This is a genomic window from Rhizobium croatiense, assembly GCF_019793465.1.
GTDB lineage: Bacteria > Pseudomonadota > Alphaproteobacteria > Rhizobiales > Rhizobiaceae > Rhizobium > Rhizobium croatiense.
In genome coordinates this window covers 134,185-146,169 of record NZ_JAILYJ010000002.1, presented here as the reverse complement: position 1 = coordinate 146,169, position 11,985 = coordinate 134,185, and the positions used below count along the sequence as shown (strand labels likewise).

Sequence of the window (11,985 nt, the reverse complement as noted above, 5' to 3'; positions counted from 1 at the left end):
CGTGCGCTCGATATGCGTTCAATCCAGACGATCTTCTCAACTATGAGATGCTGCTAATGGACACCAGAACATAGGGTGATTTTACAAGGAACGAAAGAAGAAAGCGCTGGGAGGAATTTCGGCGTGGATTTTTCTATGTTACTGAAATACAGATATTATTCTATAACTTTGACATACGCGAAAAATAAAGCTGGTGATTGCATATTCTCAGGAAAATCGCATCGCGGGATTGAGGCGGCGGACACTCCCAAACGCGAAGGGCGTAGGTCGTTACGACAGTCACGGCAGCAAAATCCTCAGAGCTGATAATGCGGAACGAACAGCATCCCGTCAAGGTTGTCTATGTTCTCGCAGTTCAGAACGGGACACCGGGGGTTGTCTTTCGAGGGAATGTGCGTCCACTCCGCATAGTCGGTCGCGTCGCAATAATTGCTGTTGCGGACGTAGCGATCATAGAGGGGCAGACCGCGGGGTGACCGATAGCGGAAAATGACGGCGCCCTGATTGTGGATGGCGGCGCGCACGCTGTCGCAGCTCATGGTGAGCGGATTGTAGCGCGAGATTGCCAGCGCCGGCGATGCGGCGAGCACGAGCATGAGGGCAAGAGCGATTTTTTTCATCGAATCATCCTCAGAGAGTGTCCAATTCATATATACGGGAAAGGCGCGCAACTGGTTTCACGCAAACGCAAAATTACGCGCGCCGTGGCGAAAGACTTTCGCAAGTGGAGAAGCGGACATGAATCACGACAGCTACACGGATGATTTCCTCGCCCAAATCCTGCATTCGGTGAAGACCATCGCCCTGACCGGCGCTTCGCCCAATCCGGCGCGGCCGAGCAACGGCGTCATGGGCTATCTGCTGTCGCGCGGCTATGAGGTCATTCCGGTCAACCCGGGGCAGGCGGGTAAACAGATCCACGGCCGCACCGTCTTTGCCCGGCTCGCCGACATTCCGGTGCCGATCGACATGGTCGACGTCTTTCGCGCTGCCGAATATCTGGACGGCGTCGTCGAGGAGGCCTTAGCGCTGAAGCCTTTGCCGAAGATCATCTGGGCGCAGCTCGGCGTCCGCGACGATGCGGCTGCGGCAAAGGCGGAGGCCGCCGGCATCAAGGTGGTGATGAACCGCTGTCCGGCGATCGAGTATCCCCGGCTCATTGCCTGATCTCATTGCCTGATCTCATTGCTTGAGCTGCGCGCTGCAGAGACGGATTTTCCACCGAACGCCCGCGGCTTGAAACGGATCACGATTAACTTTCGTCCGGGAGAGGCTATGATCCCGGCCGTCAGCAACAACGGGAGGACGACATGGCCAAGAATGATCCGGGATTCAACACGTTGGCGATCCATGCCGGTGCGCAGCCCGACCCGGCGACCGGCGCGCGGGTGACGCCGATCTACCAGACGACCGCCTACGTCTTCAACGATTCCGATCATGCCGCCGCGCTCTTCGGCCTGCAGGCTTTTGGCAATATCTACACCCGCATCATGAACCCGACGCAGGCCGTGCTGGAGGAGCGCGTAGCAGCGCTCGAGGGTGGCACGGCGGCCCTTGCCGTCGCCTCCGGCCATGCCGCACAGATGATCGTCTTCCACACCATCATGCGCCCCGGCGAGAATTTCATCGCCGCCCGCCAGCTCTACGGCGGCTCGATCAACCAATTCGGCCATGCCTTCGAGAATTTCGGCTGGCAGGTGCGCTGGGCCGATTGCGCCGATCCGGCAAGCTTCGAAAGTCAGATCGACGAAAAGACGCGCGGCATCTTCATCGAGAGCCTCGCCAATCCCGGCGGCACCTTCGTCGATATCGCCGCGATCGCCGACGTGGCGCATCGCCACGGCCTGCCGCTCATCGTCGACAATACGATGGCAACACCCTATCTCATCCGTCCGATCGAGCACGGCGCCGATATCGTCGTGCATTCGCTGACCAAGTTTCTCGGCGGCCACGGCAATTCCATGGGTGGCCTCATCGTTGACGGTGGCACCTTCGACTGGTCGAAATCCGGAAACTACCCGATGCTGTCGAGCCCGCGGCCGGAATATAACGGCATTGTCCTGCACGCGACCTTCGGCAATTTCGCCTTTGCGATCGCCGCCCGCGTTCTCGGCCTGCGCGACCTCGGGCCCGCGATCTCGCCCTTCAACGCCTTTCTGATCCTGACCGGCATCGAAACGCTGCCGCTGAGGATGCAGCGCCACAGCGACAATGCGATCGCGGTGGCCAGGTGGCTGAAGGCGCACAGCAAGATTGCCTGGGTGAATTATGCCGGCCTCGAAGACGACCCGAACTACGCCCTGCAGCAGCGCTATTCGCCGAAGGGCGCCGGCTCCGTCTTCACCTTCGGCGTCAAGGGCGGTTATGAGGCGGGCAAGACGCTGGTCGAGGGCCTTGAGCTCTTCTCCCATCTTGCCAATATCGGCGACACCCGCTCGCTCGTCATCCATCCTGCCTCGACGACGCACCGGCAGTTGAGCGACGAACAGAAGACCGCCGCCGGGGCCGGCCCCGACGTGGTGCGCCTTTCGATCGGCATCGAGGACGTCAAGGACATCATCGCCGATCTCGAGCAGGCGCTCTCGAAGATCTGAATCAGCTCAGCCGGGAGGTAAAGCTGGCGAGGGGATCGGCTCGGGGCTTCACCCGATCCGGTTAACGTTGGACAATCACTCGGGTTCCCGGCTGGACCATATCGTAAAGCTCCTCGACGTCCTCGAGGTACATTCGAAAACAACCACTCGACGCATTGGTTCCGATGGAGGACGGGTCGTTGGTACCGTGGATGCGCAGCAGCCCATCGGCAAGGTATATCGCTCGGGTCCCCAGCGGATTGTTGGGGCCCGGCTTCACGACCGCTGGAAGCCTCGGATTCTTCTGACGCATGCTCGCTGTTGGCCGCCACTCGGGATGCATTCGCTTGGATACCACCCGGGTTGATCCGTACCATTGCTTGCCTTCGCGACCGACGGCTATGGGGTAAACGAACTGCTCTCCGCTTGCTGTCGTGTAAATAAGTGTGTGTTCGCGCGTGGCGATCACGATGTTTCCTCTAGCGCTTCGCGTCGAGGGTCCCCTGCGATCATACAGGGGTTCCTGATAGCGGGGGGCGGGGTCGTAATAGGGAGGAGGTGGATACGGGCTGTAGGGGTCATCATAGTAGCCTCCGTATTCGTCGTATCCATCATACGGTTCATAAACTTGGGCTTTGGCTTGAACCACCGTTAGCAAAACGGCCACAGCAAGAAGAGCCAGCAATCTCATTTTTCGCCATCCGCCTGTTATACAAGCCGTATTGGTCCCAACTCTATGGCATCACTATGGCGCACCGTTGACCCATACGAGGTCCCCTGGACGTGATCGCCCCAGACACCTTGCAGGTCGACCATCGCAGTGATGAACAGGTTTGTTATAGCATCAGCGGCCCGTTCGGCCCTGAATGGTGAACGCCAAATCCAAGCGAAAAGCTGATGATGTGAAATTGACCACGAGCGCTTGTTGGTTCTATGCGTGGTGCATGACGAACGTTCTCAGCTTCAAGTTTGATAATGCGGACGAAGACACGGTGCCTCATACAAACGTATGCTGCGAAGAACGCTGAAATCGAAGAGATTCAGGATGACCATGACCAATTTCATCCCCTTCAGCATCGATGGCGTCGAACCGGAGTTCGGCGCCCCGGAGCCTGGCCGGATCATCTCCGGCGATCCGCAATTCCGCACCTGGAATCTGGAGGAGGCCGAAGGCGGCCTCTATTGTGGCATCTGGGAGGCGACGCCCGGCAAGTGGCGGATCGTTTACGAGGAATGGGAATATTTCAGCCTGCTGTCCGGCCATTCAATCGTGACCGAGGACGGCGGTGAGCCGATCCATCTGAAAGCGGGTGACCGGATGATCTTGAGACCCGGCTTCAAGGGAACGTGGGAAGTCGTTGAAACGACTCGCAAGGATTATGTGATCAGGCTTTGATGCTTGTCGCGTGGAAGCGTGCAGCGGTTCCGAGATAACGACATGCATAAAGACAAGAGTGAAAGCGTGCCATTTTCCAAGATAGAACGCTTTTGATCAATCTCATTAATCGTGTCTACATCGTCAAATGCTAAACCATGTCTGCAGCGCATTGCGGACATGATGTCTCCTGCTGTCTCACAGACATGGTCTTGCAATCGATCACTCCCGGAATTTGCATGTCGTCGACTCTTGCATGTAGGCACGTTCGCACCCAAACCTCTTCCATCATCGCGACAACGATCTGTTTCCTTGTTGTAGCGCTCCTGTTGACCGGCCTCATGGCGCATGTCGTCACCACCATGACCCGCTCGGCCAACGAAATCGATGATGCCCGGGCCAGTCGCGCCGCTCGCGCCGCAATCGCCGCCTTTGTCGCCCGTCTCGGCGCGACAACGACGGATAATGCTATTTGGGACGATGCCTATCGTGCGGTCCCGGCTCCGGGCGGCGCCGATTGGGCCTATGAGAACTGGGGAAAGACCAGCGAGGATTACGCGCTCTATGACGGCGCCATCGTGATCGGCCCGGATCGGACTTCGATCGTTTCCGCCTATGCCAAGGGCAAACCCTTCCAGCCGGGCGTTTTCTTCGGCGAAGCCTTCTATCGGCAGGTCAAAGTGGCGGCCGATCCGGCGCGCGCGCCTTTGGTGAATTTCGTCAAGACCGAAAACGGCATCGCGCTGCTCGCATCGCAGGCGATCCAACCTTTCGACGACGCCGCCGACACGACGGAATTCAGCACGCTGAGCTTTTACAAGGAATTCACCCCGGAAGTGCTGGACACGCTGTCGAACGAACATGAACTCGAGGGCCTGCGGCTCGAGGCGACACCCAAGCCGGATTTCCTGAACACACCGATCACCGACATGAAGGGCGCGGTCATCGGCTACCTCGTCTGGCCGAGCAAAGCACCGGGAAGCACCGTGTTTCATCAGGTGACGCCCTATATCGCAGCCGCCATTGTCATTCTTGCGCTGTTCCTCGTCGCTGTTTTGATGGTCGGCGCGTCAGAGGCGCGGCGCCTGCGTCAACTGGCGCAGGCCGCGCTTTACGAAGCCGGCCACGATAGTCTGAGCGGGCTGTTGAACAGACAGGGGCTTCTCAGCCTGCTCGAAGAGCTGGATGATACAGCCGCTTCGCCGCCCCGGCTCTATCTGGTCGACCTTGATGGCTTCAAGGCCGTCAACGATGCCTGGGGGCATGCCGTTGGGGATGATCTGATCCGGCTGGTTTCGAACGCGCTGACGGCCTGCCATCCCGAAGTCGTCGCGGCGGCCCGGCTGGGGGGCGACGAATTCGCGCTTGTGCACGTAGGCCCTGCCACATGCGACGATATGGAAAGGGCTATTCTGGCGCTGTTTGCCGAGCCCTTCAAAATCGGCGGACGGACAATCGAAGTCGGAGCCAGCATCGGAGCTGCCGCCCGCGACGGTGACATCGAGCCCTTGGAGCTTCTGCGCAGAGCGGACATGGCGCTTTATCGCGCCAAGGCAAATGGCAGAGGCCAGGCGATCGAATACGACCCCGAACTGGACCAGGAGCGCCAGCGGGTCGCCGAGCTGGAGGCTCTGCTGAAGAGCGCCATCGGCTCCGGCGCCATCGAAGCTGTCTTCCAGCCTCTCGTCTCCGCCTCGACCGGCGCGGTGACCGGTCTTGAAGCCCTGGCGCGTTGGCGAACCGCCGCGGGCAACGTCAGTCCGGAGGTCTTCATCCCCCTTGCCGAAAGATGCGGTCTCATCGACGCGCTCGGCGTTCACATGCTCAGAACATCGGTCGCGCATGCCAAGACCTGGCCCGATCTGGCATTGTCGGTGAATGTCTCGCCGGTCCAGCTGTGCAATCCGGAATTTGCTGCCGAAGTGATCTCGATCCTGCAGGAGCTCGATTTCGACCCAAAGCGCCTGACATTGGAGATCACCGAAGGCGTCCTGATGACAAATCCGGATCAGGCCCGGCGCTCGATCGATCAGCTCAAGCGCGTCGGCATCAAGTTCGCGCTCGACGACTTCGGCTGCGGCTACGCCAGCATCGGCGCATTGCGGCAATTCGGCTTCGATCGCATGAAGATCGACCGCTCGCTGGTCTCGGCGCTCGACGAAGGCGCAAAGGGCGCCGATGTTCTTCGGGCGACCATCTCTCTGGCGACTGCCCTGCAAATCCCCGTCACCGCTGAAGGCATCGAGAATTCGCGCCAGGCGGCGATCCTGCGGGACGCCGGCTGTGATCAGCTTCAAGGCTATCTGATGGGAAAACCCATGTCGGCCCGCGACATCACCGGCAAGCTGCAGGAAGAGGCCGCCGCCTAAACATGTCTTGCAAGAGTGTTTAGCGCGTTGGATTCAGCCGGCACGCCGCTCGGATCCTCCAGCCGCCGAGGATCAAGCCTCGGGATCACCAGTGCAAATCCAGCCGCTCCAGTCCGTGGAAATGGTAAACGTCCTTGACCACGGGTGTCTTCGCCAGCCGAAGGCCGGCAAGCCGCTCGAACAGGATCGGCAGCACGACGTTGAGTTCTAGCCGCGCCAGCGGCGCGCCGATGCAGAAATGGATTCCGGCGCCGAAGGAGAGGTTGGGCGCTTCGCCGCGGTCGGGTCGGAAGCTCAGCGGATCGCTGAATTTCGCCGGGTCGAGATTGGCGGCGGCGAGGATGAGGCTGACCTTGTCGCCGCGCTTGAACGAGACGCCGTCGATTTCGGCGGGCTCGAGCGCCCAGCGCTGGAAGATGTGAACGGGCGCGCAGATGCGTAGCGTCTCCTCGACGGTGCGCTCCGTCGTCGCCTCGTCGCGGAAGAGCGTCGCCGGATCCGAGCCGCTGTCGAGGATCGTGCGCACGGAATTGCCGATCTGGTGCACGGTCGCCTCATGGCCGGCGTTGAGCAGCACGATCGTCGTCGAGATCAGCTCCTCGTCGGTGAGATACTGGCCCTTGTGCTCAGTATGGATCATGTGGGTGAGCAGGTCGTCGCGCGGCTCGGCGCGGCGCTCGGCGATGACGGTCCTGACATAGTCGGAAAATTCCTTCGCCGCCCGTTCGGCCTCGTCTTCCTGGGCGCGCGTGCGGCCGAACATGTACATGCGGACATAGGCGTGCGACCAGGCGAGCAGCTGCGGCCCCATCTCCTCGGGAATGCCGATCATGCGGGCGATCATCGTCACCGGGATGATATCGGCAAAGGCCGAGAGCAATTCGACCTCGCGCTTGCCGGCGAAGCCGTCGATCAGCCGGTTGGCGAGTTCGGCAAGCTCCGGCTTCATCTTCTCGACATGGCGGGAGACGAAGGCGCGGTTGACGAGCGTGCGCAGCCGCGTGTGCTCCGGCGGTTCGAGTTCGAGCAGGGAATACCGTTCGGACAGATCGAAACTTTCAAGATGCGGCATCGGCTCGGCAAGGCCAAGCTCCTCGCGGCTGGCGATATGCAGGATCTGCCGGCCGAAGCGGCGGTCGCGCAACAGCCCGTTCACATGGTCGTAGCCGGTGAAGAACCACTGTTTCTGCTCGGTCCAGTAGAAGGTCGGACAATGGGCGTGAAGCGCGTTATAGACGGCATTCGGATTGCCATAGAAGGCCGGGTTGCGGGCGTCCAGCGAAACATGGCGCAGGGCAGGGTCGATTGAGAGAACGGGCGGTATCGTCATGCCCCGAGGCTTAGCGGATTTGCCGGGCCTCGAAAAGATGCGGATGAGGAGAGCCGGCCGGAAGCAAGACATGCCCGGCCGGAGGCGCCGACGACTTTAAGATCTTTGGCTAAACCTGGGGATTGATTCTATTTTCACGCTGCGGCTAATGCATGTCGCCCGGAAGTGCAGCGGTTCCGGGACAACGACATGCATAAAAACAAAGAGCTAAAGCGTGTCGCATGAATCAAATTTGATGCGACGCGCTTTAGCCGGCCCGCGACAGCGTGCCCATGCGTCGCAGCGCCTCGACCTGATCATCGACCGTCGGCACGAGTTCGCCGGCTGTCGGGCTCGGCGTGGCCGGCGCCGGGACCGCCGCTTCCGCTTCGCCGAAGGTGACCGTGCAGTTGCGGCCGGCGGCCTTGGCCGCATAGAGCGCCCGGTCGGCGGCCGAAATCAGCTTGTCGATATTGGCTTCGAGCGAGGCGGCGAGCGCAATGCCGATGCTGACGGTGACCGGAACGATCGCTTCGCCGGTGCTGACGGGAAGGCGGCAGAATTCGGTGCGGATCGCTTCGGCGATCGCCTCGGCTTCCATCTGGTCTGAGACGGCGGCAAAGGCGGCGAACTCCTCGCCGCCCATGCGGCCGAAGATGTGGTTTGGAATGTACTGCCGCGCCATGCGCGCGAAGGCGGTGAGCACCGCGTCGCCGGACTGGTGGCCGAAGCGGTCGTTGACGCGCTTGAAATGATCCAGATCGAATAGAATCACTGCGACCTGCTGCTGTTCGCTGTGGGCTCTTTCCTGGATGGCCTCGAAATAGCCGAGCAGGCCGCGGCGGTTGAGCACGCCGGTCAGGGAATCGGTCAGTGTCATTGCCCGCAGATGCCGTTCGGAGCGTTCCATGACCAGCCGGCAGGTAAGCGCGAAGGCGATGGTGAGCAGGAAGGCGCTCGCCATCGCCGAGACGCCGCCGAGATTGGTCGCGTCGATATCGCTGGGCAGCGTTACCGCCATCGTCAGCGCCGAGCCGAAGCACAGGCAGCCCTGCATGACGAACACGCCCATCAGCTTGATGCGGGTGCGCTCGCGGCGCATGTCGCCGGCGGCGACCGCCATGGCGAGGGCCGTGGCGCCGGTCGCCGAAGCGAGATTGTAGAGCACGACGCGGTTCGAATAATCGGTGTTGACCCAGGGCAGGAACACCCCGGCCAGCCAGATTGCCGGCGGCAGCAGTGCCCACCATTCGATCTTCTTGCGGTCGAGCGCGAGAAAACCCGCCACCCAGGCGCTCTGGCCGAGCAGCGCGATGGCATTGCCGATCTCGACGGACACCAGGCTGGGGACTTGGCCGCGAAGCGCGATCATCGCAAAGCCGAGGCCGGTCAGAAGAAAGCCGAGGCCCCAATAGAGGTAGGCTTCGTTCTTGACGTTGTGGCGCCAGGCTACGAAAAGCACCAGAGCGAGCGTCATGGCCTCCGAACACCAGATGGCGAGACCTGTAGCGATATTGAACACGGCAGCAAACCCCTTGCCCGTCGACCTTGTCTGTTGGCCGCATCCTTGCTGAGGAAGCTCGCCACTTCCTTAATGCTGTTGCGGTGCGGCATGATTTTCGGCCGGTATCTGGCGGTAGGCTTTCCGTTGGGTAAACGTATGTGAGCACTGCCGGATGGAGTAAGCTTTCCTTCATCCTGTCATGGAGAAAAGCCGGGGAGACGCCGCCGGGGGCTCGCGGTCATCAGCCATTTACGAGAAAGAGGCTGCCGGCGCCGAAGCTCGATGCATGTCGCCCGGAAGTGTGCAGCGGTTCCGGGATGACGACATGCATCAAAGAGGAGCTGAAGCCGCCGTGCCCCGCCTTCTTAACGTTATCCTCATGCGTGTCTTGAAGAGGAGGGCCGGGACACTCTATGTAGGGATATGGCATTTTCTTTGATTCCCGGCGGCCGCCGGCATGACGTTGACAAAGGACGCACATGAGAAACCCAGTTGATACCGCAATGGCCCTCGTGCCGATGGTCGTGGAACAGACCAACCGCGGTGAACGCTCCTACGACATCTATTCCCGCCTGTTGAAGGAACGCATCATCTTCCTGACCGGCGCCGTCGAGGATCACATGGCGACGCTCGTCTGCGCCCAGCTGCTCTTCCTCGAGGCCGAAAACCCGAAGAAGGAAATCGCCCTCTACATCAATTCGCCCGGTGGCGTCGTCACCGCCGGCATGGCGATCTACGATACGATGCAGTTCATCAAACCGGCGGTTTCGACACTTTGCATCGGCCAGGCCGCGTCCATGGGCTCGCTGCTGCTGGCCGCCGGCCACAAGGACATGCGCTTCGCCACGCCGAATTCCCGCATCATGGTGCACCAGCCCTCGGGCGGCTTCCAGGGCCAGGCCTCGGATATCGAGCGCCACGCCCGCGACATCCTCAAGATGAAGCGCCGCCTCAACGAAGTCTACGTCAAGCACACCGGCCGCACCTACGAGGAAGTTGAAAAGACCCTCGATCGTGACCATTTCATGGATGCGGACGAGGCCCAGGGCTGGGGCGTGATCGACAAGGTACTGACGTCGCGCCTCGAGATGGAAGGCGAGCAGGCCTAGTAATTAATTGGGATGGTGTTTTTGCCGCCACAGTTCTATCTCATTTGTGATCGAACAAGGGCTTTCATCCGGCGGTGAAGACACTAATAGTAACTATTAATGCTATGTTGAATTTTTGTGACATAGCATTTGGCATTCGAAGGGGATTCGTTGCCGCCGGAACCTGGACATGGTTGACTGGAACCGGTTCGTAGCCCCTGAAGCCCTTCTCGGCAAAGGCTCCGGAAACGGAGTGCCGCCAGGAGCTGATAGAGTGGACCGCGATTTCGCCTTGAAATGCGGCGTGCTGGAAGGAAAATGATATGAGCAAGGTCAGCGGCAGCAACGGCGGCGACTCCAAGAACACCCTCTATTGTTCGTTCTGCGGAAAGAGCCAGCACGAAGTCCGGAAACTGATTGCCGGACCGACCGTCTTCATCTGCGATGAATGCGTCGAATTGTGCATGGACATCATCCGCGAGGAAAACAAGTCCTCGATGGTCAAGTCCCGCGACGGCGTTCCGACGCCCCAGGACATCATCAAGGTCCTCGACGAATACGTCATCGGCCAGCGGCAGGCGAAGAAGATCCTGTCGGTCGCCGTGCACAATCATTACAAGCGCCTGGCGCACGCCTCCAAGAATGGCGAAGTCGAACTGGCGAAGTCGAACATCATGCTCGTCGGCCCGACCGGCTGCGGCAAGACCTATCTTGCCCAGACGCTCGCCCGCATCATCGACGTTCCCTTCACCATGGCCGATGCGACGACGCTGACCGAAGCCGGTTATGTCGGCGAAGACGTCGAAAACATCATCCTGAAGCTCCTGCAGTCGGCCGACTACAATGTCGAGCGTGCCCAGCGCGGCATCGTCTACATCGACGAAGTCGACAAGATTTCGCGCAAGTCCGACAATCCGTCGATCACCCGTGACGTCTCGGGCGAGGGCGTGCAGCAGGCGCTCCTGAAGATCATGGAAGGCACGGTCGCTTCCGTTCCGCCGCAGGGCGGCCGCAAGCACCCGCAGCAGGAATTCCTGCAGGTCGACACGACGAACATCCTGTTCATCTGCGGCGGCGCCTTCGCCGGCCTCGACAAGATCATCTCCGCCCGCGGAGAGAAGACCTCGATCGGCTTTGGCGCGACCGTCAAGGCCCAGGACGACCGCCGCGTCGGCGAAGTCCTGCGCGAACTCGAGCCGGAAGACCTGGTCAAGTTCGGCCTCATCCCCGAATTCATCGGCCGTCTGCCGGTTCTGGCGACGCTCGAGGATCTCGACGAGGATGCGCTGATCCAGATCCTGTCCGAGCCGAAGAACGCGCTGATCAAGCAGTACCAGCGCCTGTTCGAGATGGAAGACGTCGAACTGACCTTCCACGAAGACGCCCTGCGCGAAATCGCCCGCAAGGCGATCGTGCGCAAGACCGGCGCTCGCGGCCTCCGCTCGATCATGGAGAAGATCCTGCTCGACACGATGTTCGAACTGCCGACGCTGGAAGGTGTGCGCGAGGTCGTCATCTCGGAGGAAGTGGTGCGCGGTTCGGCCCGTCCGCTTTATATCTATGCCGACCGTCAGGAAGAAAAGGCCAACGCTTCGGCGTGACCTTGCGCTTTCGCACCATTATTTTGGGGGCTTGCCATCAGCAGGCCCCTTTCTATTTGAAAAATCATCCGAGGCGCTGTTAGTATTTGCCGGTGGGACCGGAATTGCCTGTGCCGATGTTGCGCAGGGGTAATGCTTGGCAATGATGGGATGATCTCGTAAGCCT

The 11,985-nt window shown here is 60.5% G+C and carries 10 protein-coding genes; 6 read left to right on the top strand and 4 right to left on the bottom strand.

The genetic code is table 11. The features are described from left to right. Positions 1 to 296: 296 nt before the first annotated feature. Complete coding sequence (locus K6M89_RS03430; protein ID WP_222138433.1) at positions 297 to 620, bottom strand: hypothetical protein; 324 nt, start codon at positions 618 to 620, stop codon at positions 297 to 299. A 118-nt stretch (positions 621 to 738) separates the two neighbouring features. Here K6M89_RS03430 and K6M89_RS03425 point away from each other — a divergent pair, with 118 nt between their 5' ends. Both K6M89_RS03425 and K6M89_RS03420 read left to right on the top strand, forming a co-directional pair. Next, positions 739 to 1,167, top strand: a complete 429-nt coding sequence (locus tag K6M89_RS03425) for a CoA-binding protein (RefSeq protein WP_097581623.1) — start codon at positions 739 to 741, stop codon at positions 1,165 to 1,167. 143 nt (positions 1,168 to 1,310) lie between these two features. Next, entirely contained in the window at positions 1,311 to 2,594 is a 1,284-nt protein-coding gene (locus tag K6M89_RS03420; protein ID WP_222138432.1) for an O-acetylhomoserine aminocarboxypropyltransferase, read from the top strand. A 61-nt stretch (positions 2,595 to 2,655) separates the two neighbouring features. On the opposite strand, the gene K6M89_RS03415 is transcribed toward K6M89_RS03420, so the two are convergent. Beyond that, positions 2,656 to 3,264 carry a L,D-transpeptidase gene (locus tag K6M89_RS03415; RefSeq protein WP_222138431.1) on the bottom strand — a complete coding sequence of 203 codons (609 nt, stop codon included), beginning with the start codon at positions 3,262 to 3,264 and terminating at the stop codon, positions 2,656 to 2,658. A gap of 360 nt (positions 3,265 to 3,624) precedes the next feature. On the opposite strand from K6M89_RS03415, the gene K6M89_RS03410 reads away from it, so the two are divergent. After that, complete coding sequence (locus K6M89_RS03410) at positions 3,625 to 3,969, top strand: cupin domain-containing protein (protein WP_222138708.1); 345 nt, start codon at positions 3,625 to 3,627, stop codon at positions 3,967 to 3,969. A 218-nt stretch (positions 3,970 to 4,187) separates the two neighbouring features. Further along, a complete protein-coding gene (locus K6M89_RS03405; RefSeq protein ID WP_222138430.1) occupies positions 4,188 to 6,317 on the top strand; it encodes a bifunctional diguanylate cyclase/phosphodiesterase in 2,130 nt (709 codons plus the stop codon). 85 nt (positions 6,318 to 6,402) lie between these two features. Here the strand turns inward: K6M89_RS03405 and K6M89_RS03400 are convergent, their stop codons facing one another. Further along, entirely contained in the window at positions 6,403 to 7,647 is a 1,245-nt protein-coding gene (locus K6M89_RS03400; RefSeq protein WP_222138429.1) for a cytochrome P450, read from the bottom strand. A 247-nt stretch (positions 7,648 to 7,894) separates the two neighbouring features. Then, positions 7,895 to 9,148 (bottom strand): sensor domain-containing diguanylate cyclase, encoded by a 1,254-nt coding sequence (locus tag K6M89_RS03395; protein ID WP_222138428.1) that lies wholly within the window; start codon positions 9,146 to 9,148, stop codon positions 7,895 to 7,897. Between the two features lie 461 nt (positions 9,149 to 9,609). On the opposite strand from K6M89_RS03395, the gene clpP reads away from it, so the two are divergent. Next, positions 9,610 to 10,239: an ATP-dependent Clp endopeptidase proteolytic subunit ClpP gene (gene clpP / locus K6M89_RS03390; RefSeq protein ID WP_003573944.1), complete on the top strand. Its 630-nt coding sequence runs from the start codon at positions 9,610 to 9,612 to the stop codon at positions 10,237 to 10,239. Positions 10,240 to 10,541: 302 nt separating this feature from the next. Beyond that, positions 10,542 to 11,819: an ATP-dependent Clp protease ATP-binding subunit ClpX gene (gene clpX / locus K6M89_RS03385; RefSeq protein ID WP_003573940.1), complete on the top strand. Its 1,278-nt coding sequence runs from the start codon at positions 10,542 to 10,544 to the stop codon at positions 11,817 to 11,819. Positions 11,820 to 11,985: the final 166 nt, after the last annotated feature.

Coding starts and splice junctions, on each gene's coding strand:
- K6M89_RS03430 (WP_222138433.1), bottom strand. CDS start 620: ATGAAAAAAATCGCTCTTGCCCTCATGCTCGTGCTCGCCGCATCGCCG.
- K6M89_RS03425 (WP_097581623.1), top strand. CDS start 739: ATGAATCACGACAGCTACACGGATGATTTCCTCGCCCAAATCCTGCAT.
- K6M89_RS03420 (WP_222138432.1), top strand. CDS start 1,311: ATGGCCAAGAATGATCCGGGATTCAACACGTTGGCGATCCATGCCGGT.
- K6M89_RS03415 (WP_222138431.1), bottom strand. CDS start 3,264: ATGAGATTGCTGGCTCTTCTTGCTGTGGCCGTTTTGCTAACGGTGGTT.
- K6M89_RS03410 (WP_222138708.1), top strand. CDS start 3,625: ATGACCAATTTCATCCCCTTCAGCATCGATGGCGTCGAACCGGAGTTC.
- K6M89_RS03405 (WP_222138430.1), top strand. CDS start 4,188: ATGTCGTCGACTCTTGCATGTAGGCACGTTCGCACCCAAACCTCTTCC.
- K6M89_RS03400 (WP_222138429.1), bottom strand. CDS start 7,647: ATGACGATACCGCCCGTTCTCTCAATCGACCCTGCCCTGCGCCATGTT.
- clpP (WP_003573944.1), top strand. CDS start 9,610: ATGAGAAACCCAGTTGATACCGCAATGGCCCTCGTGCCGATGGTCGTG.
- clpX (WP_003573940.1), top strand. CDS start 10,542: ATGAGCAAGGTCAGCGGCAGCAACGGCGGCGACTCCAAGAACACCCTC.